This is a genomic window from Sulfitobacter mediterraneus (genome assembly GCF_003054325.1).
Taxonomy (GTDB): domain Bacteria; phylum Pseudomonadota; class Alphaproteobacteria; order Rhodobacterales; family Rhodobacteraceae; genus Sulfitobacter; species Sulfitobacter mediterraneus.
The window spans coordinates 14,829-41,280 of the sequence record NZ_QBKU01000015.1 but is presented as its reverse complement, the minus strand read 5'-3'; the positions used below and the strand labels follow the sequence as shown (position 1 = coordinate 41,280).

Genomic DNA, 26,452 nt, shown 5'->3' with positions numbered 1-26,452 from the left:
GGCAGGCATGACCGATGATCCTGCCCAACTGCTGCACCGTCCCAAACGGCCCAAGGCCCTGATCTCCATGGTCCCGATGATTGATGTGATGTTGATCTTGCTGATCTTCTTTATGGTCACATCAACCTACATCAATCTGGACATGATCCCGGCGCTGGAACGAAGCGCCGATGCCACTGCCGACCCGCAGCCAACGCAGGGTGATGGAGGCGACGTTTTGATGGTGCGGATCGGGGCCGATGGCACCCCCACCATACGCGGACAGGCCTACGCGCAAACCGATCTGGAAAGGCTTTTTGCGGACCGCATTCGCCAAGATGCAAACCAGCAGGTGCTGATCCTGCCCTCAGGTTCTGCCAATATGCAGGCGCTGGTTTCAGTCATGGATACTGCCACCCTCTCTGGCGTCACCCAATTGCAAATTGTTCGGTTGGATGCCTCGCCATGAGGTTGGCCCGCCGCCCATCCCGCGCACCGCCAGAAACCATCGTGGCCCTGATCGATGTGGTCTTTTTTCTGTTGGTGTTCTTCATGCTGATTGGCCGCATGGACGCCACAGCGCCCTTCGACGTCACCCCGCCGGTCGCCGTTACCGGCGCCGATATGCCTTCTGGTGGAATGACCGTTTCGATCTCTGCCAAGGGTGCATTGGCCCTGGACGGTCTTGGCGTGACTATACCGCAGCTGGACGCCCGCGTGGCACAAGCCTTGGCCGAGGCCCCGCAAACCCTGATCCGCATCAACGCCAACAGCGCCGTGGAATTGCGCCATGTCCTGCCGTTGCTCAGACGGATTGAAGGGTTGGGCGCACAAGAAATCGCGTTGGTTGTGACGCCCGAACAGCATGATGCAAACCGATGATGCGGGGCGGGGCGCTTTGGGGCGCTGGGGCGTTGACCTCATTTGCGGCGCATGCCGGTGTGGCGGCTCTCTTGGTCTGGGCCATCAAACCAAACCCGGTTGAGGATCAGCCAAAACCGCAAACCAAATTGAACATGAAAACCTATCAGGTGGCCCGCAGCCAAGCCGTTGAGGCCACTCCAGACATGGCCCAAGCGCAGCAAAACACCGCAGATGCCAGTACGCTTGCGGCCTACGGTCCTGCGCTGCAACGCGCAGCGAAGGTGCAGGCCAAGTCCGACAAAGTCGCGCAATCCCAGCCAAAACCACTCAAAACGCCGCAAATTGCAGCGCCATCAACACCGCTCACAAACGCCGCCGAAAAGCACGCAACCCGCATTGAACAAAGCCAGACCGCGCCCCCGGCCAATAAGACCCAGCCCCTAGATTTGCCGGCCACCATGCCCGTGCAATCCCTGTCCGTGCAAAGCGTCGTTCAGCCCGTATCACTGGTGGCAGCCGCACCGCAGCCCATTCTTGCCGCTCTGGTGCCCGCCCAAGCGATTGTGCCGCGGCGCCCCGCCAATGAAACGGCCGCATTGGTGGTGCCAGAGACACCAGCGGCCGTGCCGCCCGCGCAGCTTGACCAGCGCCCTGCCCCCGCCGCCGTGTTGCCAAGTGTCACCGCCACCACCGAGGCCCCGCAAACGGTCACAAGCGCCGATGTGCCTCTTTCGGCGAACCCTGCCGCCACGTTGGCCCTGCCCGCATTCAAAGCCCAAGCCAAACTGGCCTTTGCTGCATTGGGCGGCGGATCGGTTGATCCGGTTTCACTGACCGCTTTCCAAAGTTTCATGCAACCCGGCGATCTGGATGGCGCGTCGAACAGCGTCAAAGACGACCTCGCCTCGGTGATCGGCGGGGTGCCGTGCTCTCGGGTGCAGGTGCGGTTTGAACCTTTGGACAACGCGCTGATCGTGTCGGGCCATGTGCCGCAAGACGCCCTGCGCGGATCGGTGCTTCAGGCGATGCAGGACAAAATGGGCGCTGATATTCCGGTGCTGGACAACCTGCTGATCCTGCCCAGCCCCCAATGCGGCGCCTTGGCCGGCGTTGCCGGTGTCGGCCTGCCGCAATCCACCGATCAAATCACCAATCCGCTGTTGGTGGGCGATGACACCCACGCCAAGGAATTTCGATATGTGGCGGATCAACCGATGGTGTTGACCCTGCAGGGCGCCGATTACGATGCCTATGTCTATGTCGATTATTTCGATGCGGCGGGGAACGTCCTGCACCTGCTCCCCAATGCTCATGCGCCGATGACACGCGCCCCAAAAAAATCCGCCATCAAGGTCGGATCAGACCGTATCTTGCAGCCCGGAGAGCCGGGATTGTTCTTGAAAGTTGGCCCGCCCTACGGCCAGGAAATTGCAGTGGCTTTTGCCGCATCTGTGCCGTTGTATGAAGGGGTGCGCCCCCTTAGCGAGCCTGCCGCGCCATATCTGGATTGGCTCACCGACAAAGTGGCCGATGCCAAAGCGGCGCATTCAGATTTCAAAGGCGAATGGGTCTATTTCTTTGTGTCCACCTCGGCCCAATAGGTTCGGCGGACCATCATTGGCTCAGCTCTCAGCAGCAGTGTCGCGCCGTCGCTGGCGACGGCCCAGTTGGCTATATTTGGTGTGCATGACATTTAACGCGCCCTGGGGTTTGAAATCCTTGTCAGGGTGCCAGCACACAACCGCCTTGCCCTTCAAGTTGACCTCAAAAAGCGTACCTTTCCACACCGTATATTTGGCCAGTGTTGCGGAATAGCTGGGTTCGTTCACCAATTCGATATAGACCGCCAAACGGTGATCGCGGTTTTGTTCGATCACCGCCACCAGCGTATCGGCATCTCTGGAATAGGCGCTCTGTGCGCTTTTGAAAACCAGCCCCCGCACAACATCGATCACATGCGAGATCACACCAACCTGGTCGCCAAATTGAATGCCGGGGATGGCGGCATAGGCGTCCAGCACATCGTCGATCCAGCCCAGTTGCATCGCCTTATCAAGCCGGCCCGAAAGATCTTTGGCCAGTTGATCCAACCCTCGGGATTCCAGATTATGTAGCCCTTGTGACTTTGCCATATCGTTTCCGGTGCTGCGTCTGCGGCCCATGCTAGCACACCATGCTCAAACCACGAAATCCGGCCAAATCAGGGCTCTGATCACAATCAACTCGCCCGCCTGCCTTGCTTTGTTTTTCCGACAGGCTTAGCATCCACCGGATAACTCCAATCGTTTGAGCATCTCACACCGCGCACCAAAATGGGCGGTTTCAATGTCTTCAAATTCTCAGTGGAAAGCGCTGTTACAATGATTTCAAAAAAGTATACCCGCCTTGTTGTTGGCCTGATCGCACCCGTTGGTTTGGTTGCGACACCGGTTTTTGCCAACACCCCTCAATCCTCTCTGCCCGCCCATTTTCAAGGCACCCAGACAACCGCGATTGAATTGATCTACCCACGCTATGCACAGGTCGGCGGGGAACCGATTGAGCCTGAATATGAGATGGAAGAGGAAGAAGGCGAAGGCCCCTCCGGACACGAGCCCGAGATTGAGGCAACGGACGCCCAGACCGAGGCCTTTGTCGCGCAGATCCAGCAAATTGGCGAGATCTGCGAAGCTTCGCCGGATGAGTACCAGATCGGTTGTTACGCCGCGATGTACCGCGAACTGGCGGCCGATATTCCGGCCAATGGTGACTATGCCGAGGTAAAGGAAATCCTAGAAGACACAGCGCGTGATCTCACCGCATTGACCCGCGCAAACCGGGACAAGGCCAAGCCAAGAGTGCGCGTCAGCGCCACCAAAAGCAACGGCCAGACGGTGACCACGCCGCCGATCACCCCCGTCAAGCCAGAGACAATTGTCCCGCTGCGGCAGGCTGCTGCAAATGTGTTGGAAGAGGCTGAGACCAAGCTTTTGCGCTCTGCCAGTTCTGACGCCAAACGGGCGATCCACTATCAAAAGATCGCGGCGGCTGTTGGATCAAACAAGGTTCTGTTGCGCTCCGCCTAAGCCGCGCCGAAACAAACCAAACCCAAAAGATATGCAAAGGCCGGCCCCCAAAAGGGTCGGCCTTATCCGTCTGTTAGGCCATAGGCCGCGCGGATGCTGCGGTTGGTGCCGGGGCCAAAATCGCCATCAATGCTGCCGCCGTAAAACGCGTTGTTCTTCAGAAGCTTTTGCAACTCGCGGCGGGTCTCTTCTTTGAACATTGTGGGTCGCTGCAACAACAGGTTGAGCACATCCTCACTGCCCGATCGAAGTGCCGCATAAAGATATCCAGCCGCCTCTGGTGGGCCCTTCTTGGCAATCAACCCATCATCAATCAGCGCTGCAAAATTGAATTGCGCCTCAGGCTGGCGCAGGTCTGCGGCACGTTCAAACAGCTCAAGCGCCTTGGCCGGATCGGCCCGCAGGCCCAAGCCACCTTGATAGTGCAGGAACCCAAGGTCATTGATCGCATCGGCAAAATCCTGATCCGCCGCAGCGCGATAAAGCTCAAGTGCACGTTTCTCGTCAATCTCGACGCCGAGGCCCTGCTCAAAGAGTTTGGCCAGTTCCATCTGCGCCTCTGGCGATCCCCGCGCGGCGGCCCGTTCAAGAAATTCCACCGCCGCAGCAGGATCAAAACGCGGATCTTCGGGGTTCAAGCGGATATAGGCCAAACCCAGCATGGAACGCGTATCACCAAGATCCGCCAGCGCCAAAAGCTGCGATTCCTGATCCGGGCGCAGCTTGGACCATGCGGTCGCTGGTTCCGCGCTTGAGATATCAGGTTGGCCCTTGTTGTTGCCAGACAAATAGAACGGCGTGCCCGACAGGCTGCCGTAAGTGTGCGGCTCTTGCAGATTACCGGTTTCGCGCAGAACCGCATCACGGACCTGGCGGAACATCAGGCTGATCTCCAGACCCGGTTCTGCCATTTTGTCAATCAATGCACGGGCATAGGGGCTGTTGCCGCGATTGCCATCAAGGGCGACCTGCCCGTCCTTGGCCGCAAAGGCGACCAATGTACCACGGTCCGGGTTTGCCGCTGCAAGACCGCCAACACCGCGCGTTGCCTCGTCCACCGGTTGTTGGTTTGAGGTCTCCGTTTGCGCAAGGCTGATACCGCCGCCCAAAGGGTTGTTCCGGCAACTGTCAAGGATCACGATCCGCATTTTGCGGGCGCGCTCCACCACGGACAGCATCTCTTTGAGGGAAATGGACTGCTGCTGCACATCATCATTGCTGCGGGGTCGTGCATCGACAGGGATCAGAAAATTCTCACCCTGAACTTCGATCCCATGCCCGGCGAAATAGACCAAAGCCAGATCCGCCGTTTCCGACCGAAACGCAAATTCCCGCATCATTTCACGCAATTCATCCGCAGTCTTATCAAGGCCCAGCGTCACATCAAAACCGATATCGGTCAGGGTTTGCGCCAATGCCTCTGCATCGTTGCGGGTGTTGGTGAGCGGCTCAATCGATTGATACTTGGCCATGCCCAAAACCAGCGCGACCCGTTCAGGGCTGGCATTGGCCAGACCAACGGTCCCGGCGCAGAACGCCAAAGCCATGAGAAACATGCGCAGCAGAGTATTCATAACAAGCCAACTTTCTGAATTTCCCGACGACAGCTTTATCATAGGGGGTTCACTTGACCGCACTATACACCTTTTTTTGAACAGGTGCAGCCACCTGCATAGGGGTGCTCGCGGGGCAAGAATACTTGACTCGCGGCCCAATTCGTCCTCTGCTCAGGCCATAGTCCGGGGGGGCAGGATGGGACTTATTCCACCTCTTCAAGCAATTAAATCACGCTGAAACACCGGAGCCGCGCGTATTTTCAAGGCGCTTTTGGGTGCAATTGGACCGCGCAAATCCCGCTTCTGGGACAGGAATGACAACATTAGATTGAAGGTTGGTCTGCCATGCCCGATGATTTTGATGCCTCCATAGAAACCACAGGTTCCGTCCCGAATGGTGATGCGATAACGGGCGAGATCGAAACCATTGGCGATCAAGATTGGTTCGCCGTTTCCATGCTGGCCGGTCAAACCTACGAGATCCGCATCGATGGCATCTACAGTGACGATCTCAACACCCTCTTTGATCCCTTTTTGCGCGGGATCTATGACAACGCCGGCCTGGCCATCCCCGGTCAAGCTGATGACGAAAGCGACCCTGCAACCCGTAGTGCCAGCACGACCTATACCGCCGCCTACAGTGGTCAGCATTTCATCGCGGCATCTGCGTATAATCAGGGCACCGGAAGCTATACCCTTTCGGTCAGCGATCTTGGTACCTTTGATGACTATGCTTCCAGCACACTGACAACCGGCAGTGTTTTTGCCGATGGCTCGGCATATGGCACGTTTGAAGCGCAGGGCGATTCCGATTGGTTTCGCACTGATCTGGTTGAGGGGGTCACCTACCGTTTTGAACTGTTCGGCGATGGTTTCGGCACATGGGCAACGGCCCCCGCGGTCAGCCTGGGCTTGCTGCGTGATGCCAATGGTGATGCGATTTCCGGCAGTCTGGATATCGGAGGCGCCGGTCAATTTCCTGTCTCAACCTTTTTCGAATACACGGCCACGTATTCTGGCGCCCACTATGTCGATGCCTCGACCTCCGGCTCTGATGTTGGGCGCTATCAACTCGACATCATGGATCTGGGTTATTCCGATGATTACAGCGAAAGCGATTTTGCACCCGGTTTCATAGCCGTAAACGGCAGCACCACGGGCGAGATTGAAGCCGACGGCGATGTCGATTGGATCGAGGTCACGCTGACGGCTGGCGAGACCTATGACATCTACGCTTTGGGATTGGACACGGCTGATGGCACTTTGGATTTTCCTGTCATCGAAGCCCTCATCGACCCTCTGGGATCGGTTGTCCCATATGCCTTTAACGGCGGTGCATCTGGCGGTAACAGCGCCCTGCGCTATCTCGCGACCGCTTCGGGCGTGCATCACATCGCGATTGCATCCTACATCGGCCATACCGGCACCTATACCGTTGAGGTCGACGAAATTGCGGTCATTGATGACTATGGCAACAACCCGTCAAGCGATGGTCATCTGCCGATCAACGCCGCAGTCGGCGGCGAGATTGAAACCCCTTTCGATCAGGATTTCTTTCATGTCGAACTGACCGCTGGCACGATCTATCAGTTTGATCTCAATAGCTTTGGTGTGGTCGATCCCTTTATTCGCGGTCTCTATAGCTACGCTTGGAACAACTACTATAACCATCCTGACAACCTGATTCCGGGCACGGAAAATGATGATATTGCAGACGGCATTCTGGACAGCCGGATCACCTTTACCGCCCCAACCACAGGGGATTATTTCATCTCCGCCGGTGCCTTTTCTTCAACCACCGGGTTTTACTCGCTCAGCCTGCTGACGGTCGGGTCGGCACCGGACGATTATGCCAACACCGCCCTCACCACCGGCGCCCTGACCATTGGCGGCAACACGACCGGCACCAATGAAACCGAAGACGATGAGGATTGGTTTGCCGTCACCTTGGACGAAGGGTTTATATACACTTTCACCCTGCTTGGCGAAGACAGTTACCTGTCCGATTTCGATTTTCCGGCCTTGCGCGTATATGCCTCATCCGGTTTTGAAGCCTTTGGCGTAAGCGATGAGAACTTCACCTATAACTATGGCCAGATCACATTCACCGCCTATGAGACCGGCACCTTCTATGTCGCTGTAGGTGACGATGGCGCACAAAACGGCACGGGCTATTATCAGCTCAGCGGATCGCTTGTTGGCCCACTGGACGACTTTGCCGGCGACACCAGCACCACCGGCACCTTTAGTCCGGGCGGCTTCGACAACACCCATGTCACCGGCACCATCGAGACCTTTGACGACACCGACTGGTTCGCGGTCTCATTGATCCAGGGCAACCTCTATGACATCCACCTCAAGGGAGAGGAAACCGGCGTCGGAACCCTCGAAGACCCTTTGTTCGTTGGGGTTTATGATATCCAAGGGGCCTTCCTTGGCGGCAGTGACGACGACAGCGGCGAAGGCCTTAACAGTTTCTCCACCTATGAGGCCACCTACACCGGAACCCATTATTTCGCGGTCAGCGCCTCGCCCAGCGAAGGTTCAGACACCGGCAGCTATGTTCTGCAATACGATGACCTTGGCCCTGCCTTAGACACTCCGCTGCTGGACGAGACCGTAAACGAAGGGGACACCTTTACCGCCAGTCTGACCCTTGAGGATGTCGGATTTAGCTCTGACACGGTGATCGATTGGGACGTGACAAGCGTTCTTTTTGCAGGCACCGCCCTGTCACCGGATGACTATATTTTCACCAGCAGTGTCGATGACACACTGGAAATCTCTGTGCTTGCCGTGGACGATGATCGGATCGAGGACGACGAGACCCTCACCATCGACGCCACCGGTTTTGTGGATTGGGTGGGTCCGGCGGGCGGCAATGGCGGCGCGACCTATGAAAACGTCAACGGCGGGCAGGTTTTTGGCCAGTTACAGCGCACCGAGGTGGAACTGTCGCTCGATTTCACCATCAACTCCGCCCCGGAAGGCGCCACCAACGAAATTTTCGATTACCAATTCGACAGCCCCGAGGTGATCGGGAATGTCTTGATCGAATACCTCGACGGCAGCGGTGAATCCTTCTCCGTTTTGCCCTTCACCTTTGGCGGGGCACTGACCGGTTCTTTGTCGGCCAACGGGGATATCACAGTGACAGACGCCGCCGCGTCCCCCGGCTCGCGGCTGGTCATTCCGTTTACCGTGATCGACGCGCGCGGCGCCACCACACAAGGCAGCCAGTTCATCACAATGGCAGAGCTGACCGATGATTTCCTGCCCGGCATCGATGCCACCCAATATGGCGATTTGACCCTTGATCTTGCCGCCACAGGCAGCATCGAAACACTTGGGGATCGCGACCGGTTTTTGATTTCATTGGAAGCAGAGCAAGTCTATTCCCTTTCGCTGACTTCTTCTGACCTTGGCAACACCCCCCTACCAAACCCTGAAATCATTGGCCTTTTTGACCCCCAGGGCTTTTTGGTCGGCGGCACCTCAGATGACAACAGCGGCACCGGAAATGACGCCCAAACCCCAACCTTCACCGTCGCGGCGGATGGAATTTACGAGGTCGAGGTCGCGGGATCTGGTGATCTAAGCACCGGAGACTACGCATTGACGGCCACCTCTCTTGGCGCGGTTGACGACTATTTGCCGGGGTTGTTTGCAACCTCCCTCGGGGCCATCACCATTGGCCAAGGGGCAACGGGCCGGTTGGAAACCGAAACCGACCGCGACCGGTTCACTGTTGAGCTGACCGCAGGCCATACCTATGAGCTGAACCTGACAGGCAACGGCATTTCCAATGATCCACTTTTGAACCCCGAACTATACGGTGTTTTTGATCCCCTTGGCACCTTGGTGGCAGGCACCACGGATGACGATGGCGGTCAACGCTTTGATGCGAGGGTCGACAGTTTCCGTGTCACCGTCGACGGGCTTTATGAGATTGAAGTCGGATCATCCGGGGATGGATTTGCGGGCGATTACGCCCTCACCATAGACACAAAAGATGATTTTCTGCCTGGCACCGCCGTGGATATCCCCGCATCACAATTTGGGACATTGGCACCGGACAGCACCGCCAATGGCCACATTGATTTCGAAGGCGACCGCGACCGATTTACCGTCGATCTGACCGCGGGCGAATTCTATGCACTCTCTGTGACCGGCACATCCGGCATCAGCGATCCCTCATTGATCGGCGTCTTTGACAACGAAGGCATCATGGTCAGCGGCACGGCAGATGGGGATGACGACCCTATCCTCGACGGGGTTGTGCCGATCTTTTCGGTTTCATCGACCGACACTTACGAGGTCGAGATTGGCAGCAACGGCCCCCAAGGTGGCGGGTACCGGGTTGAATTGATCACTTTGGGCACCGAAGACGACTTTTTGCCCGGCCCCTTTGCAACAGCCTTTGGCGCCATCGCGCCCGGCCAAACCCAAGTGGGAGAGATCGAAAGCGCGGGAGATACGGACAGTTTCCTCGCCACGTTGGAGGCTGGCAAACTCTACACCCTTTCGCTTGAGGGCAGTGGCACCGGCGGCGGCACATTGAGCGATCCTGCGCTATTGGGGGTTTATGACCCGCTGAGCCAGTTTCTGGACGGATCAACCGACGACAACTCCGGCACCGGGACGAATGCGCTTGTGACGGGGTTTAATGTCGGCGCAGATGGGATCTACGAGATCGAGGTTGGATCGTTCCAGCAAGGCGCAACGGGCAGCTATTCCCTGAGCTTGCTCGTTGACGGGTTCATCGATGATTTTCTGCCCGGCGGCACCGCCAGCCAATTGGGCAACCTGGCCGCAGACAGCAATGCCACCGGATCAATCGAATTTGACACAGACCGCGACAGATTTCAGGTCACGCTAGAGGCTGGTTTGGTCTACGACATTACAGTCTCTGGCGCTTCGGGCGGCGGCGGCAACCTGCCAGACCCGGAATTGTTTGGCCTGTTTGATCTGCAAAACAACCTTGTCGCAGGCACGACTGACAACGACAGTGGCACCGACCAAGACGCGTCCAGCGGCTCATTTACTGTGGGAAGTGATGGCATCTACGAGATCGAAGTGGGCAGCCATCTGGACATTGGCACCGGCGATTACACGGTTTCGGTCAACACGCTTGGCACAGTTGACGATTACCTCCCCGGCAGCTTTGCCGATGTGTTTGGCGCGCTGACCGTTGACGCACCTGCCCTCGGCACAATTGAGGCCTCAGGCGACCGCGATCGGTTTGACGTCACGCTGTTGGCAGGGATCGAATACAACATCTCCCTTGAAGGCGCGGCGACCAGCGGCGGGTCATTGTCGAACCCCGAATTGATCGGCCTGTTTGACGGAAGCGGCGCATTGATTGCCGGAACATCCGACGACAACGGCGGCGTCGGTGACAATGCCTTGGTCACCGGCCTGACCGTGGATCAGGATGGCACCTACCAGATCGAGGTCGCCGCATCGGGCGATCTGGGCATCGGTGATTACACTCTGGAGGTCGATTTCATCCGCTATCTGGATGACTATCTGCCCGGCGTTGCGGATGATTTTGGTGCGCTCACGCTCGGCACGCCCGGCACAGGCATCATCGACAGCCCCGGCGATACAGACCGTTTTTTGGTGACACTGGACGGCGGCACCAGCTATCAGATCAACTTGCGAGGCTCGGATTCCAACGGTGGTACATTGACCGATCCGTTCCTGTCCGGGGTTTTTGCGCTAGATGGCAGCGGGCCATTCTCTCAAAGCGTCGATGACGATGGCGGCGTCGGGCTCGACAGCCTCGCCAATTTCACGCCCCCCGAGCAAGGCCAATACTATATCGAAGTGTCCGGCTTTGACGACGAAGTGGGCAGCTACACCGTCTCTATTGACGATCTGGGCCTGCTGGATGATTTTGCGGCGGATGTTTCCACGACCGGCCAGATTGCCCCCGGCGGCAGCGCTACTGGAACAATCGATTTCCCCGATGACAGGGATTGGTTTCAGGCGGATCTGACGGCGGGTCGCCTATATCAGATTGATCTGTTGTCCGAAGACGGGTCAGCGGCCCTCAGCGATCCGTATTTCTATGGTGTTTACGATAGCAACGGTGTGTTGATCAGCAACACCGAAAACGACGATGGCGGTGACGGTGCCAACAGCGCCTTGCAATTCTCGGTCGAAACCTCCGGAACACATTATTTTTCTGCAGGTGGTTTTCTGGAAACCACAGGGCAATACCGCATGAACCTCAATGACTTGGGCGGCGTTGTTGACAACGATAGCTTTGACATCACGCTTGATTATCAAGGCCCGGAAGAGTTCCGCCAAGGCTTTGAAGAGGCAGCCGCGCGGTGGGAAAATGTGATTGTCGGCGATCTTCCGTTTGCTTCGGTCGAGGGCTACGGGTTTGTTGATGACATTCTGATCGAAGTGCAAATTGTCGACATTGATCTGGTGTTCGAAGGGGTTGAACAAGACATCCTTGCGATTTCGGGCGTGGTCGAACAACGCGGCACTGACCTCACCTTGGGCGAGCTGTTGCCAACCCGATCACGGATTGTCGTCAACGCCGAAGCCGCCGAAACGGTAAAGCTTAGCATCGATGATCTGGCGGCGAACGCGATTGGACGTGCGCTTGGCTTTGGCAGCCTTTGGGAAGAACTTGGGCTGGTGCAAAACACCGATGGCGGGGCAGCCTATGTCGGTTCCAATGCGCTGCGCGAATTTGCCGATGTTCTGGGCACACCCAACGGCAGCGCCCTGCTTGAAGACGGTGCAAATGGCGGGCTTGCCAATGAATACTGGCGCGAGAGCGTTCTCGGCAGAGAACTGATGACCCCGACCATCGGGTTCCGCATTGATGCCCCGCGCCCCCCCGGTGTGATCGACAATGCCCTCAGCGCCATCACAATCGGCGCAATGGAAGATCTTGGCTACATGGTTAATTACGCGGCCGCGGATCCCTTTGCCCTGTCCGCATTGGCCGGAACACAGGCCTCTGTGGTCCAAACGCCTACCCCCTCACCCAACACCGCAAATCCTGCGCCGGCCGCGCTTGCCCTGACCGATAATTACACCGATATCCCCGGCGGAGAGACGATGTATTATGTCCGGCCCAATGTCCTGACCGAAACTCCGGCCAGCTATGGCTTGGTCAACGGCAACACAAACCTGATTAGCGCCGATGGCACCTCTGCCCTGTTCCTTGAGGGGGTCACCGGGCAAAATCTGTTGATCGACTTGAACGGAGGCTTTGCCAAGAACAGCCCGACGGCAGTGGCCGATCTCAGCGGTACAGTTCACACCGCCGAAGTGTTTTCGCAATCCGGTTCACTGTTGCTGCGGTTCGATTTCTCGCAAAAGCCGGTCCAGATCCAAGATCTGTTGGCCGACTGGCCCGGATTTGAATTCGCCGATGAGAACGTCATCGTCGTCGACAGTCTGCCCGGCGCATCGGTGCGTATCAATCCGGACGCGCAAGTGGGGGACGGCAACCAGATCAATGCCGGAGCCAGCGATGATTACGTGCGGGGCAGTGATGCCCCTGAGTATATCAATGGTGGTGCGGACGACGATATCTTGCTCGGACAAGGGGGCGACGACACCCTGATCGGCGGCAGCGGCGCGGATATTATCGACGGCGGCGCAGGCCGAGATACGGCCAGTTTCTCTGGTGCGCAGACCGCCTATACCCTGACGCTCAGCCCCACAAAGACCTTGATCGCGGATCGCCGGACAGAAGCCGATGGCAGCGATACTCTGATCAATGTCGAGCTTTTGGATTTCTCCACCAACCTCTTTGACGGTGCCTTTGATTTGACCTTTTTTGGTGGCCCGACTGGATTGTCTGTTGAAGATTTCCAAAGTTTTATCGAGCTTTACATCGCATACTTCAACCGAGCACCGGACGCAGTTGGCCTGAACTTCTGGGGCACTGCCTTTGCCAAGGGGACAACCCTCAGCGAAATGGCGACCCTTTTTGTGGACCAAGATGAGACCAAGGCGACCTATCCCCCGGGCACCGCCTTTGATGTCTTCGCAGAGGCCGTCTACAACAACGTGCTGGGCCGCACCCCTGATCAGGCCGGGTTTGATTTCTGGGTTGGTCTACTGGAAACCGGCGCCGTCAGCCGGGATGCTTTCATTCTCGAAGTGTTGCGCGGGGCAAAATCCGAATTGGACCATAGCCAAGGCGAAGACTTTGTCGCGCAGCAGTTGCTTGACCGCGCATACCTTGCCACCAAGACGGACATCGGCACCTATTTCGCTGTCACCAAGGGCATGTCAAACGTGAGCAACGCCACAGATGCGATGGCCCTTTTTGACGGCAGCCAGTCCAGCAAGGACGCCGCCGTTGCCGCCATCGATGCCTATCACATTGCCGCGCTTGACCCTGTCAGTGGCGCATTCCTGATGCCTGTGGTCGGGGTTTTGGATGATCCGTTTGCGATTGCCTAACCCGGCTTAGGTGTCGGCCTCGGGCAGGGCTGGCAATGACAGATGCGAATGGATGGTCACGTCGCCCTCTTCGTTGACGGACACCACCCGCAAATAGGGCGCTCCGGCGGCGGGATCGTCGGTGTGATCGTGTGAAATCCCCGCAACCACGGCCGCCGAGCCGGGTTTCATCACGTAATCCTGAAACAGAGACAGCCTGAACCGGCATTGGAAACTGTTGCAGATATTGGCGCGATGATTGCGCGGCAGGGTACAGCCCTGCACCCCATGATAGACACAGCTGCCCGATGTGCTTTGCTGCGGGATATGTTCAAGGTAAGTCTCGATGATCTCATCCGCTGTTGCCTCGGGATTGGACCACCGGAAATAGTCGATAACCTTTTTCTTGATAAAGGCGTGACGGTTCCCGCCTTGCAAACAGCAATCTCCCTGACAGGCAATACACGCCGCATTGAGCGCCATTGGATCGGGCGCTTCCTGTGCGAGGCGGCGGGCATATTCGGGATCATCCTCTGGCTGCTCGGGGGGCTCCTCCGTGGCATCGGTCGCCTCAAAGCTTTCAAGGACAGCCGCGCGCAGATTGTTCTCAAACACCAATCGCCGCTCCGCAGGGAGCGGCACCAGCGGGATGTCCACATAGGGCGCCAAACCATGCGCCACATCATCCAGATCATCCTCACCTATTTCCCGCGCTGCAGCTTTGATAACCCCAGCGGTGCGGGCGTGGGTGATATCCAGCCAACGTTGGTATTGCTCTTCCTGCGATTTTGCCAACTGCCCGGATTGGTCGATCTTCTGTCTGGTCGCGCATTCGGGACGGTCACAATAGCCCGCATTGTCCCCCTGTTCAGGCGTCAACCGACGGCGGCAGGATTTGCAGAATACCGGGGCGGAAGGGTTGTGCGGCTTAGGGGGCATGAAGAGGACCGGCTTATGGTTTTGCAGTTGTTGGTGATCCTATATAAAGCACCGCCCTTTGGCCCAATTGCAACATTTCATACTCCGCAAAAGCAAAAGGCGGCCCAGAAGGCCGCCAATCAGAAAGGAGTGTACCTACAAATCCCGCGCCGCAAACTTAGCCGCGCAATGCGTGGACCTGTGCAAAGGACAGCAGTTGTCGGCTGTCTTCATCCCAAAGGTGCAGCCGCGCATTGGCAAAGCTTTCACCGATGGTCATTCGGTTGCCGACATCAAGGTCCGGATGGTCACGCAGGACATCTGGCAATCGGTAAAACGGAATACGGCTGTAAAGGTGATGCACATGGTGAATGCCGATATTGGCCGAAAGCCACTGCAACACAGGCGGCAACACATAGTGAGAGCTGCCGTGCAGCGCTGCGTCATGCAAATCCCAATCGGTGCTCTTGTCCCAATGGGTTTCTTCAAACTGGTGCTGTACATAAAACAGCCAAACACCCGCCGTGGCCGCCAGCAACGTAGATGGCAAAAAGATCAAGAGAATCGGTGCCAGCCCGCCAAAATAGATCACCAGACCCAGCGCCGCGAGGATTGCCGCATTGGTCGCCATTGCACTGATCCAGTATTTCGCGCGGTCCATCAGGCCAAGCGGGATACGGTTTTGCAGCAAAAAGATGTATCCAGGCCCCAGACCGAACAGAACCAGCGGATTGCGATACAGCCGGTAATGCAGTCGCATGATCCAAGACAGTTCCTGATACTCGTGAACCGTCATTGTATGAATGTCGCCCATCCCGCGCCGGCACAAGTTGCCAGAGGAGCTGTGATGAACAGAATGCGTATGCCGCCAAACGTCATAGGGCGTGACGGTCAGAACCCCCAGAACACGACCAACCCAGTCACTAAAGGTACGGCTCTTGAAGAATGCGCCATGGCCGCAGTCGTGTTGGATCGCGAACAAACGCAGCAGGAAACCCGCGTTCAACAAAGACAGCCCGAAGGTCAGCCAATAGCTGACCGACATTGCGGCCCAGGCCAGCGCCCAAAGCAAGATAAATGGAACCAAGGTCACGCCAAGCTCAAACGCGCTGCGGGTGGTCGCAGGTTCACGGTAACCAGAAAGAACTTTCACCCAGTCGCGTGAAGCACGAATTTCGGGCGCTTGCCCGGTAGAATTTTTATTTTGGGACATGCGCCTGCTTCTATCGTTTGAATTTCTGATAAACGATTAACCCGTCGAATCAAGAAGACTCTTGGGTCTTTGCCGCGTCAAATGGCCATTTTCACCTTGTTTGGGCAAGGCACCGCGCAGCCGCACGCGTGGGCCATGGCAAGATCAACGTGAACGAAGCTTGATGAACGCGACTTAAACCGTCGCCAATGCGCGGTTTTTCTCTTTGGAAATCACCTGCGCAATCTCGGCAACCCGTTCGGCATTGTCAGCGGCAATAGCGCCGTCTGCGTTCCATAGACTGTTTTCAAATCCGATCCGCAGTTTGCCCCCCGCAACGGCAGCAGCGGCCAGACAGGCCGTCTCTTGGCGGCCAAAGGCGCAGACAGCCCAGTCCAGCGGCTGGTCCAGCGCGGCCTGCCAAGCCAGAAAAGGATCAAGATCGGCAGGCACCGATTCTTGGCCATCGCTGTAGCGGCCCAATACAAAAATCGCCTGCAACGGGCCTGCGCCCAGCTGGCCTTGCTGCGCCATTGTTTCAAATCTTTGTAAATCTTCTGGGCCATAAAGAATATGCTGCACCGCAATCCCGTTGCCGGCCGCCCAATGGTAGAAATCCAGAACCGCGGTTTGATCATCGTCTGCCGTCATCTCGGCCAAGGAGACCGACACCAGATCGGGCCGAACCTCCCGCACGATCCGGCGCTGCTCTGACGGGCTGTAGCGGCCAACGGCCTCAGTGGTGATCTGCACCGCCATGTCAGGCACCGCAGCATGCAACGCCTCAAGCGCCTCTCGGTATTGCCCCGCATCCAGAACATGCGCGCCCTGCGCATCCCGGATGTGCAGATGCAGCCCATCGGCACCGGCCCTGAAACAAGCCTCCGCCGTGCGCAGGATCTCCGGCAGAATGATCGGCAGTTTGGGATGATCCGCCTTGGTTTTGCGGGCGCCCGTGGGCGCGACCATCAGCGCAGGCAATGGCGTCACAACACTGCCCCAATGGCGGTGCCCAGCTTGGTCACGATCTCGTCGATATGGTTGTCCTCAAGGATAAACGGCGGTGCCAGCAAGATGTGATCACCGCGCACACCGTCAATCGTCCCGCCCATCGGATAACAGATCAGGCCCGCCGCGAATGTTTCTTTTTTCAACAACTTATTGATGCCGCGTTCGGGCGCAAAGGGCGCTTTGGTCTCGCGGTCCTCGACAATCTCGATCCCTCGAAAGAGGCCCCTGCCCCGGATATCGCCGATGTTGGGATGCTGGCCAAAGGCTTGCTCCAATGCTTCCTGCAACCTCCCACCCATCTCTGCGGAACGGTCCACCAAACCGCCATCTGTGAGCTTGGTCAGAACCGCCAGCGAAGCGGCACAGGCGGTCGGGTGCCCGACATAGGTATGCCCATGCTGGAAAAAGCCGCTGCCATCCTCGATCGCGGCGTAAATCTTGGCGCTGCACAGCATCGCACCAATCGCCTGATATCCCGCGCCCAGCCCCTTGGCGATGGCGATGATATCGGGCGCAACGCCATCTTCTTCACAGGCGAACAGCTTGCCCGTGCGGCCCATACCGCACATCACCTCATCCAAGATAAGCAACACGCCATAGCGGTCACAAATCTCGCGGATGCGTTTGAAATATCCCTCTACCGCCGGCACCGCACCAGCGGTCGCCCCGACAACGGGTTCGGCCACAAAGGCAAAAACGCTGTCTTCGCCCAAACGCTTGATCTCGGTCTCAAGTTCATCGGCAACGCGGATGCCATACTCCAACGTGGTTTCCTCATCCCGCTTGCCGCGATACTCAAAACACGGCGAAATATGGGTGGTCTCGACCATCAACGGGGCAAAAGGCGCACGCCGCCATTCATTGCCGCCGGTGGCCAAAGCGCCCAAGGTATTGCCATGGTAGCTTTGTCGCCTTGCAATCACATGGCGGCGTTGGGGCTGGCCGATCTCGACAAAGTATTGCCGCGCCAGCTTGAGCGCCGCTTCCATCGCCTCGGACCCGCCGGACACCAAATAAACCCGGTCAATACCTTCAGGCGCATGGGAGATTAGCTTGTCAGCCAGTTGTTCTGCCGGATCGGAGGTAAAGAAACTGGTGTGTGCATAGGCGATGCTGTCCAACTGGCCTTTGATTGCGGCAATCACATCGGGATCACCATGGCCAAGGCAAGACACGGCCGCCCCGCCTGATCCGTCAAAATACTGTTTGCCCGATTGATCATAAAGATAGACCCCCTCGCCGCGTGCGACGGTGGGAAGGTTGGATTTGGTATGGCGCGGAAAGACATGTGACACGGGAAAACCCCCATTGGTGTAGCTGCCATATTGAAACATACGATTCTGTGATTGACTAGATGTGAAACAGATGAAACACTCATCTGATGCAGTCATCGGGGGGATGATTTGTCGGATCTGTCGTTTGAACAACAACTGTCGGGAAAATACGCCACGCTCAGCGCCAAGCTGAAAGAGGCGGCCGATTTTGTTGTGTCAAATCCGGTCGATGTCGCGACTCGCAGCCTGCGCACCATTTCAAAAGACGCCAAGCTGGCCCCTGCCACCTTTTCACGCATGTCCAGCGCCCTCGGTTTTACCAGCTATGAGGAATTACGCGATCTGTTGCGTTTGGAAATCCAGCACCGGCCCGGATCATTTTCGCGCGGCGTCGAGGCCTTGCAGCAAAGCCATGATGAGGGTGATCCTGACTTTATCGCGCTGCATACCAATGCCTGCGCCTCGAACCTGCAGGCCCTGACCGGCCAGATCGACAAGGCGCGGCTCGATGCCTGTGTCGACCAGCTTTATCAAGCGCGGCGGGTGCTGGTGACAGGTGCGTTGGGGTCAACCGGCGTTGCGGAATATCTCACCTATATGGCCAGTTTCCTCTTTGACAATTGGGCCATGGCCAGCCGCATGGGCGCCTCCCTTGCAAGCGGTCTGGTGGGGCTGTCCACCAACGACGCGCTGATCGTGATCACCAAACCGCCCTTTGCCAGCAAATCCATCAATGCAGCCAAGGAGGCTTTTGATGCGGGCGCCTATGTCGTGGTCATCACCGACACACACACCTGCCCGGCGCTGGCCTATGCAACGGACAGCTTTATCGTGCCGACACAAAGTCCGCATTTCTTTTCATCCTACACAACCACTTTGGTCCTGTGTGAAATCCTGATCGGCAAATTAGCCGCAATTTCAGGCACTTCCGCGCGGCACCGGATTGCCGAAGTGGAAAACAAGAATCGTCGTCTCAGCGAGGTCTGGGACGGCTGACATCACCAAAAGTAAACATCAAACAAGGAGAGTATAGATGTCTATCAACTGGAAATTTTCTGCCGCAGGTCTGGCGCTGGGTGCGCTGATGGCACCTGCCGCGATGGCCGAAGAGTTCATCACAATCGGCACCGGCGGCGTAACCGGCGTGTATTATCCAACGGGCGGCGCGATCTGCCGTTTGGTCAACAAAGGCCGCAAAGAACACGGCATCCGCTGCTCTGTGGAATCCACGGGCGGCTCGGTCTACAACATCAACACCATCCGTGAGGGTGAGCTTGAGTTTGGTGTGGCCCAGTCCGATTGGCAGTACCACGCCTATAACGGCACGTCCAAGTTTGAGGATGCTGGCAAGTTCGAAGGTCTGCGGGCGGTGTTCTCTGTCCACCCAGAGCCCTTTACCGTTGTGGCCCGCGCCGACGCTGGCGTAAAAAACTTTGACGACCTCAAAGGCAAGCGGGTCAACATCGGCAACCCCGGTTCCGGTCAGCGCGGCACAATGGAAGTTCTGTTGGAGGCCAAAGGCTGGACCACAGGTGATTTCGCATTGGCAACCGAGCTGAAAGCGGCAGAGCAATCTGCGGCGCTCTGTGACAACCAGATCGATGCGATGGTTTACACCGTTGGCCACCCGTCCGGTTCCATCCAGGAAGCCACAACCGCCTGCGATTCCGTTCTGGTGACCGTTGATGGCGACGCCGTGAATGGTCTGATTGCCGACAACCCGTTCTACCGCTCCGCCAATATCCCCGGCGGCATGTATCGCGGCAATGACGCCGACACGATGACATTTGGTGTGGGCGCAACATTCGTGACCTCCACAGACGTGTCCGAAGAAGCGGTCTATGCGGTTGTGAAATCGGTGATGGAAAACATCGACGACTTCAAAAAACTGCACCCAGCGTTCGCCAACCTTGACCCCAAGGAAATGGCAACCGCGGGTCTGTCGGCACCTCTGCACCCCGGTGCGGCGAAATATTACAAAGAAGCCGGCATCATCGAATAAGCTTTGATCATCAATGGAAAGGGGCGTTCGCGCCCCTTTCTGCACGACCAACAAAGTAAAAAAAGCAGCAATTTCTGCACTCAGGGGGACATTCTTCATGGCCGACAATTCACAAAACAGAGCGTTAAGCGAAGAGGAGCTTCAGGATCTTGTTGCCTCCTCCGACGCGGGTGCGCGCGATCCTGCGGGGGGTGTCGGCACAATGCTGGCAATCGTCGCAGTGGTCTGGTCGTTGTTTCAGGTCTTGTTGGCCTCGCCTCTGGCCAATTATGTCCTGCCCGGCGATGTGATCAACAACTCGCGGCAGGTGCATTTGGCCTTTGCAGTCTTTTTGGCCTTCATGGCCTACCCCGCCTTTAAATCCAGCCCCCGCCATTACATCCCCATTGCCGATTGGATCATGGCCCTCGCCGGCGCGTTCATCGCGCTTTACGGGTTTGTCTTTTACCAAAAGATTGTCGATGCTGGCGGTCTGGCCGATGACATGGATAAATGGTTCGCGCTGGCCGGTCTGTTGCTTCTGTTTGAAGGCGCACGCCGCGCCCTTGGGCCAGCGATGGCGATCATCGCGGTGATCTTCCTTGGCTACGTGTTCTTTGGCTCCTCCGAGATTGTGCCCGATGTCATCCGCTGGAAAGGCGCTTCGCTGAAAAAGGCGATGAGCCATATGTGGATCACCTCAGAGGGTGTGTTTGGCATTGCACTGGGTGTTTCGACCAAGTTTGTTTTCCTCTTTGTTCTCTTCGGTGCCCTGCTCGATAAAGCGGGTGCCGGGAACTATTTTATCAAGATGGCATTTGGTGCCCTTGGCCACCTTAAAGGCGGCCCTGCCAAAGCGGCGGTTGTTGGTTCTGCTGCGACTGGCCTGATCTCTGGTTCCTCCATCGCCAATGTTGTGACCACCGGCACATTCACCATTCCCCTGATGAAACGTGTTGGGTTCTCGTCTGAAAAGGCGGGCGCGGTTGAGGTTGCCTCCTCCGTGAACGGTCAAATCATGCCCCCCGTGATGGGCGCGGCGGCGTTTTTGATGGTTGAATATGTCGGCATTTCCTATGTCGAAGTGATCACCCACGCCTTCTTGCCCGCGACGATTTCCTACATCGCGCTGGTCTATATCGTTCACCTCGAAGCGGTGAAGAACAACATGCCGACGCTGGGCAATCGCGTGGTGTCCATGGGCCGTACCATCGGCGGTATGGCGCTGTTCTTTGTCGGCTTTGCGGGCCTGTGCTACGGCGTGCAATATCCGGTTGCTTGGGTTGTGGCGGCTGTGCCGGACAATTCCGGGCTTATCCTGTCGATCCTGATTTTTGTGGCCTATGCGGCGTTGCTGAAACTGGCGGCGAGCGTGCCGGATCTCGAACCGGACGATCCAAACGCCGAAGAGGTTGAATTGCCTGTTGTCGGCGAGATCTACCGTTCGGGCCTCTATTACCTCCTGCCGATCATCGTTTTGGTGTATTTCCTGATGATCGAACAGAAGTCGCCGGGTCTGTCAGCCTTCTGGGCGACGATGCTGCTCTTTGTGATCCTGCTGACCCAGCGTCCGCTGAAGGCGATCTTCCGCGGTCAAAGCGAGATGGCCAATGCCTTTAAGGATGGTGTGGTCGATCTGGTGCAGGGTCTGATTGATGGCGCCCGCAATATGATCGGCATCGGTCTGGCCACGGCCACGGCGGGTGTGATCGTGGGCACTGTAACGCTGACCGGTGTGGGTCAGGTTATGGCCGATCTGGTGGAGTTCCTGTCGGGCGGCAATCTGATCTTGATGCTGGTGATGGTGGGGCTGTTGTCCCTTGTCCTTGGCATGGGTTTGCCGACCACGGCCAACTATATTGTTGTGTCCTCGCTGATGGCGGGCGTTGTGGTGGAACTGGGCGCGCAATCGGGCCTGATCGTGCCCCTGATCGCGGTGCACCTCTTTGTGTTCTACTTTGGTATCATGGCGGATGTGACCCCGCCGGTGGGCCTTGCCAGTTTTGCCGCCGCGGCGGTCTCTGGCGGGGATGCGATCAAAACCGGCTTTGTCGCGTTCTTCTATTCGCTGCGCACCGTGGCCCTGCCGTTTGTGTTCATCTTCAACACCGATCTGTTGTTGATAGATGTGTCATGGATGCAAGGGATACTGGTCTTTGTCACCGCCTCGATTGCGATCCTTGTGTTTACCGCAGGCACGATGGGCTGGTTCCTGACCAAAAGCCGCATCTACGAAAGTGTCGCGTTGGTACTGATAGCCTTTGTCCTGTTCAGGCCGGACTTTGTGATGAACCGGTTGCAGCCACCATTTGCCGTGGTGGAACCGGCGGCCTTTGCCACCGCTCTGGGTGAGGCCAAAGCAGGCGATGAGATGCGCCTGATCGTGTCCGGCCCAGACTTTGACACTGGCGAGACCAAGGAAACCACCTTGGTTCTGCCCATCACCGGGGACGGGTCTAGCGAAGACCGCCTTGCCGATTTCGGGATGCTTTTGATCGAAGATGGCGATGCGGTGAACATGGACGAGCCTGCCTTTGGCTCGCCCTTCTCGGACAGCCTCAGCAGCTTTGATTTTTATGGCGACAATCCGGTGCAGATCGCATCGGTCAAAGCGCCCGCAGATCAAATGCCCAAAGAGGTGATCTTTATCCCCGCCCTCATCCTGCTCGCGTTTGTGGCCTTCCTCCAACGCGCCCGGATGTCCAAGACAGGAGAGCCAGCATGAGCAATTCCATATTATGTGCCGTCGATGTCAGTCACGGCGATGAAGATGTCAGAACCATTCAAAAGGCGGCACGCCTTGCCGCCTTGGATGGGGCGCAACTGGATGTTGTGGCGGTCATTCCCGACTATGGGATGAGTTCGGTCGCCGGGTTCTTTGACAAAGACCATCACGAAAAAATGGTGGCCGATGCCAAGGTATTGCTCGATGAAGTGGTAACCAAAGCATTGGACGGCGATCAAAACGCCAACGTGCGCCACATCGTGGCCACGGGCCGCGCCTATGAAGAGATCCTGAAGCTGGCCAAGACCACCAAGCCCAAATTGATCGTGGTCGGAGCGCACAAGGCGGATTTGACGGATTATCTGATCGGGCCCAACGCCTCGCGGATTGTCCGCCATGCCAAATGTTCGGTCTATGTGGTGCGCGACACCTAAACAAAAAAACGGCGCTGCCCCGGCTGAATTCGTCGGGGCGCCCTACCCGCTGGCGCTGTTCTTCTGCGCCTCGACAAGCAGCTTCATGTCATCCCACAGGGTGTTGAGTGTTGGCTTGCGGTTGTCCTTATCGCGGTAGAGCCGCACCTCAAGTTTTTCGATATAGGTGTCGTTGCCGACAACCTGCATCTGCCCGCCCTGCAATTCCTCTTTGCACAGCTCGCGGGGCAGCCAGCCAAGGCCAAACCCCTCCATGATCATCGCCTTGACCGAGATCGCGAGCGCATTGCGATTGACCACCAGTATTTTAGGCCCGTCAATGTTCTGGCGCAGGGTGTTATCGACCACGGACCGCAACGCCGATGCTGTGCCATAAGACAACAGCGAAACCGGTTTGTTGCCCCCTTTGCGCAGCTGATGCATTGGGCCATCCGCGCCCACCCGTGACACCGGCAGGAAGTCATCCCGCGACAGGGTCAGGTATTCACATTTGCCCATTTCCAGCGGTGCCAGAAAATCCATCGACGGATGCCAATAGGTCAGGATCACATCGCAGTAGCGTTGTTGAAGTGCAGACACAAATTGATCCGCCGCCCAGCTTGTCGAGTTAAGATCAATGTCCAGACCACCCTTTTCCACCAGCGGCGCAATATGCGTCTTGTAGTGGGTCATATAGAGCGATTGCGAGGTGGCAAAGCGGATCACGTTCTCGCCAGCGGCATCAATGATCTGGCAGCGCTCAAGTGTCTCTTGATATGTGCGAAGCATGATCCGGGCTTGGGGCAAAAACACCTCGCCTGCCGGCGTCAGGGACAGGGGCAAGGTTTGGCGGTTGATCAGCTTGACGCCGACCTCCTCTTCCAGCGCACGAATGCGCCGCGAAAAGGCCGGTTGGCTCACATTGCGATCTTCCGCCGCCCGCGAGAAGTTCTTCTGCGCGACCAAAGCCTCAAAATCTCTGAGCCAGGCAATGTCCAACTGAGCAATCCGTTCTACAACGTCGGATGTTTAATCAACCATCCGGTCTTCTTCAACTGCGTGGCACGCGACCATTGATCCGTCCGGCTGCTGCACAGGGCGCGGTTGTTCGGCCAAACATCTGTCATTGGCATAGGCGCAGCGGCTTTGGAACGGGCAACCTTGCGGCAGGTTGATCGGTGTCGGGATCTCGCCCCTGAGGCGGATATGGTTGGGCCGGTCATCCTTGAGCTGCGGCACTGCCGACAAAAGCGCCCGTGTGTAGGGATGCTTGGGGTTCTCAAACAGCGTCGCGGTGTCCGCCAATTCGCAGACCGATCCCAGATAGAGCACCGCAACACGGGTGCCGAAATGCTGTACCACGCTGAGATCATGGGTGATGAACAGATACGTCAGACCGCGCTGATCTTTGGCCTCAAGCATCAGGTTCAGCACCTGCGCCTGAATGGACACGTCCAGCGCCGAAATCGGCTCATCCGCGATGATAAACTCAGGATCAACCGTCAGGGCGCGGGCAATCGCGATCCGCTGGCGCTGGCCGCCGGAAAATTCGTGCGGATAGCGCGCCGACCAGCTGGGATCGACCCCGACAGAGCGCATGACCTCGGCCACCTTGTCGCGCACTTCGCCACGGCTGAAACCGGGGTTGTGATAGCGCACGGGTTCTTCCAAGGCCTGCTGGATGTTCATCCGCGAATTGAGCGATGCATAGGGGTTTTGAAAGATCATCTGCATCTTTTTGCGCAGCGGGATCATTGATCTGCGCGACTGATTGTCGATGCGCGTCCCGTCATAATGGATCTCGCCTGCGTTGGGCTTGAGCAGCCCCGCGATCAGACGTGCCACCGTGGATTTGCCGCAGCCGCTTTCGCCGACCACGCAAAGCGCCTCGCCCCGGTCCACCTTGAGCGAGACATTGTTGACCGCATGCACGGACCGCTTTTCGCGGATCACCTTGCCGTTGCGCATCTTGATGGTCTCAAGAAACCCCTGATCGAGGTCAAAGCGTTTCTCGACCTGCTTTAGCTCCAGCAGGGGGCCATCGCTCATGGCGTCTTTCATGCGCTTTGCTCCTCTGAGTTTTCGCGGTGCAGGCGGTTCACCTCGTGGCAGGCCACCTCGACATGGGCGTATTGCACGGGTTCGGGCCGCGTGGTGCGACAATGATCGCGCACGTATTCACAGCGCGGGCTGAAGGGGCATCCAGCCGGTATCGCGGTGAGCGACGGCATATTGCCTGGGATCTGCTTGAGCCGCATACCCGGTTTGGTCTGCTGCGGCAGCGCGTTGATCAACCCTTGGGTATAGGGATGCTGCGGGTCATTGATAATCTCGCGGGTGCGTCCCGCCTCGATGATTTTGCCCGCATACATGACCAATGTGCGTTCGGTCATTTGGCTGACCACGCCCAGATCGTGGGTGATCAGGATCAGACCCACCTTGTTGGATTGGCACAGCTCCAGCAGCAGTTCCATGATGTCGGCCTGAATGGTCACATCCAGCGCGGTGGTGGGTTCATCCGCGATGATCAACTCTGGATCAAGCAACAGTGCCATGGCGATTATGATCCGCTGGCGCATCCCGCCGGACAGCTCGTGCGGGTATTGTGCCAGCCGTTCCTCCGGCGATGGGATATAGACCTCGCGCAGTTTCACCACGGCGATCTGTTCCGCCTCTGCCTTGCTCAGCTTGCGATGCGCCATCAGGGTTTCGACCATCTGCTGGCCAATTGTCAGAACCGGATTGAGCGTGACCATCGGGTCTTGAAAGATCATCGCCATGCGGTTGCCGCGAATGCCGCGCATCTGGGCATCGGACATATTGGCGATGTCCTCCCCCTCAAACAGGATCTTGCCGTTGTCGATAAACCCCGGACGGCTCAGCAGGTTCATCAACGCAAAGCCAGTGATGGATTTGCCCGCTCCGGATTCGCCCACAATGCCCAGCCGCTCGCCCTTGGCCAGATCAAAGCTGATGTTATCGAGCGCGGTCACAGTGTTGTCGCGCATCGCGAATTTGACGGTCAGGTCACGTACAGAAAGCAAAGACAT

Annotated in this window: 18 protein-coding genes; 9 read left to right on the top strand and 9 right to left on the bottom strand. The window is 57.4% G+C overall.

Going from position 1 to position 26,452, the window contains the following annotated elements; translation table 11 throughout:
* Positions 1-7: 7 nt before the first annotated feature.
* The 3 genes from C8N31_RS18660 to C8N31_RS18650 are packed head-to-tail and all read left to right on the top strand — an operon-like array spanning position 8 to position 2,444.
* Positions 8-448, top strand: a complete 441-nt coding sequence (locus C8N31_RS18660) for an ExbD/TolR family protein (RefSeq protein ID WP_037919036.1) — start codon at positions 8-10, stop codon at positions 446-448.
* Positions 445-861, top strand: a complete 417-nt coding sequence (locus C8N31_RS18655) for an ExbD/TolR family protein (protein ID WP_025049916.1) — start codon at positions 445-447, stop codon at positions 859-861. The genes C8N31_RS18660 and C8N31_RS18655 overlap by 4 nt, the downstream gene beginning before the upstream one ends.
* Positions 858-2,444, top strand: a complete 1,587-nt coding sequence (locus tag C8N31_RS18650; RefSeq protein ID WP_025049917.1) for a DUF4384 domain-containing protein — start codon at positions 858-860, stop codon at positions 2,442-2,444. Before C8N31_RS18655 ends, C8N31_RS18650 begins: the two co-directional genes overlap by 4 nt.
* 21 nt (positions 2,445-2,465) lie before the next feature.
* Here the strand turns inward: C8N31_RS18650 and C8N31_RS18645 are convergent, their stop codons facing one another.
* Complete coding sequence (locus C8N31_RS18645; protein ID WP_146173151.1) at positions 2,466-2,975, bottom strand: hypothetical protein; 510 nt, start codon at positions 2,973-2,975, stop codon at positions 2,466-2,468.
* Positions 2,976-3,203: 228 nt separating this feature from the next.
* On the opposite strand from C8N31_RS18645, the gene C8N31_RS18640 reads away from it, so the two are divergent.
* Entirely contained in the window at positions 3,204-3,908 is a 705-nt protein-coding gene (locus tag C8N31_RS18640; RefSeq protein ID WP_146173150.1) for a hypothetical protein, read from the top strand.
* Between the two features lie 62 nt (positions 3,909-3,970).
* Here the strand turns inward: C8N31_RS18640 and C8N31_RS18635 are convergent, their stop codons facing one another.
* Positions 3,971-5,482: a caspase family protein gene (locus C8N31_RS18635; RefSeq protein WP_025049920.1), complete on the bottom strand. Its 1,512-nt coding sequence runs from the start codon at positions 5,480-5,482 to the stop codon at positions 3,971-3,973.
* 327 nt (positions 5,483-5,809) lie between these two features.
* Between C8N31_RS18635 and C8N31_RS18630 the strand changes: the two genes are divergently transcribed.
* A complete protein-coding gene (locus C8N31_RS18630) occupies positions 5,810-13,909 on the top strand; it encodes a DUF4214 domain-containing protein (RefSeq protein ID WP_025049921.1) in 8,100 nt (2,699 codons plus the stop codon).
* Positions 13,910-13,915: 6 nt separating this feature from the next.
* On the opposite strand, the gene C8N31_RS18625 is transcribed toward C8N31_RS18630, so the two are convergent.
* From C8N31_RS18625 to C8N31_RS18610, 4 genes are all read right to left on the bottom strand, one after another.
* Positions 13,916-14,767 carry a hypothetical protein gene (locus tag C8N31_RS18625; RefSeq protein WP_025049922.1) on the bottom strand — a complete coding sequence of 284 codons (852 nt, stop codon included), beginning with the start codon at positions 14,765-14,767 and terminating at the stop codon, positions 13,916-13,918.
* A gap of 217 nt (positions 14,768-14,984) precedes the next feature.
* Positions 14,985-16,019 carry a fatty acid desaturase gene (locus C8N31_RS18620; protein ID WP_025049923.1) on the bottom strand — a complete coding sequence of 345 codons (1,035 nt, stop codon included), beginning with the start codon at positions 16,017-16,019 and terminating at the stop codon, positions 14,985-14,987.
* Positions 16,020-16,193: 174 nt separating this feature from the next.
* Complete coding sequence (locus C8N31_RS18615; RefSeq protein ID WP_025049924.1) at positions 16,194-16,988, bottom strand: beta-keto acid cleavage family enzyme; 795 nt, start codon at positions 16,986-16,988, stop codon at positions 16,194-16,196.
* Entirely contained in the window at positions 16,985-18,304 is a 1,320-nt protein-coding gene (locus C8N31_RS18610) for an aspartate aminotransferase family protein (protein ID WP_025049925.1), read from the bottom strand. Before C8N31_RS18610 ends, C8N31_RS18615 begins: the two co-directional genes overlap by 4 nt.
* 108 nt (positions 18,305-18,412) lie before the next feature.
* On the opposite strand from C8N31_RS18610, the gene C8N31_RS18605 reads away from it, so the two are divergent.
* The 4 genes from C8N31_RS18605 to C8N31_RS18590 all read left to right on the top strand — a co-directional run bounded on the left by C8N31_RS18605 (position 18,413) and on the right by C8N31_RS18590 (position 23,423).
* Positions 18,413-19,279: a MurR/RpiR family transcriptional regulator gene (locus tag C8N31_RS18605; protein WP_025049926.1), complete on the top strand. Its 867-nt coding sequence runs from the start codon at positions 18,413-18,415 to the stop codon at positions 19,277-19,279.
* A gap of 37 nt (positions 19,280-19,316) precedes the next feature.
* A complete protein-coding gene (locus C8N31_RS18600) occupies positions 19,317-20,285 on the top strand; it encodes a TAXI family TRAP transporter solute-binding subunit (protein ID WP_025049927.1) in 969 nt (322 codons plus the stop codon).
* Positions 20,286-20,382: 97 nt separating this feature from the next.
* Complete coding sequence (locus C8N31_RS18595; protein ID WP_025049928.1) at positions 20,383-22,989, top strand: TRAP transporter permease; 2,607 nt, start codon at positions 20,383-20,385, stop codon at positions 22,987-22,989.
* Positions 22,986-23,423, top strand: a complete 438-nt coding sequence (locus tag C8N31_RS18590; RefSeq protein WP_025049929.1) for a universal stress protein — start codon at positions 22,986-22,988, stop codon at positions 23,421-23,423. Before C8N31_RS18595 ends, C8N31_RS18590 begins: the two co-directional genes overlap by 4 nt.
* A 42-nt stretch (positions 23,424-23,465) precedes the next feature.
* Here the strand turns inward: C8N31_RS18590 and C8N31_RS18585 are convergent, their stop codons facing one another.
* From C8N31_RS18585 to C8N31_RS18575, 3 genes are read right to left on the bottom strand one after another with little or no spacing between them, the layout of a single operon-like run.
* Positions 23,466-24,401 carry a LysR family transcriptional regulator gene (locus C8N31_RS18585; protein WP_025049930.1) on the bottom strand — a complete coding sequence of 312 codons (936 nt, stop codon included), beginning with the start codon at positions 24,399-24,401 and terminating at the stop codon, positions 23,466-23,468.
* A gap of 30 nt (positions 24,402-24,431) precedes the next feature.
* Complete coding sequence (locus C8N31_RS18580; RefSeq protein ID WP_025049931.1) at positions 24,432-25,463, bottom strand: ABC transporter ATP-binding protein; 1,032 nt, start codon at positions 25,461-25,463, stop codon at positions 24,432-24,434.
* A complete protein-coding gene (locus C8N31_RS18575) occupies positions 25,460-26,452 on the bottom strand; it encodes an ABC transporter ATP-binding protein (RefSeq protein ID WP_025049932.1) in 993 nt (330 codons plus the stop codon). Before C8N31_RS18575 ends, C8N31_RS18580 begins: the two co-directional genes overlap by 4 nt.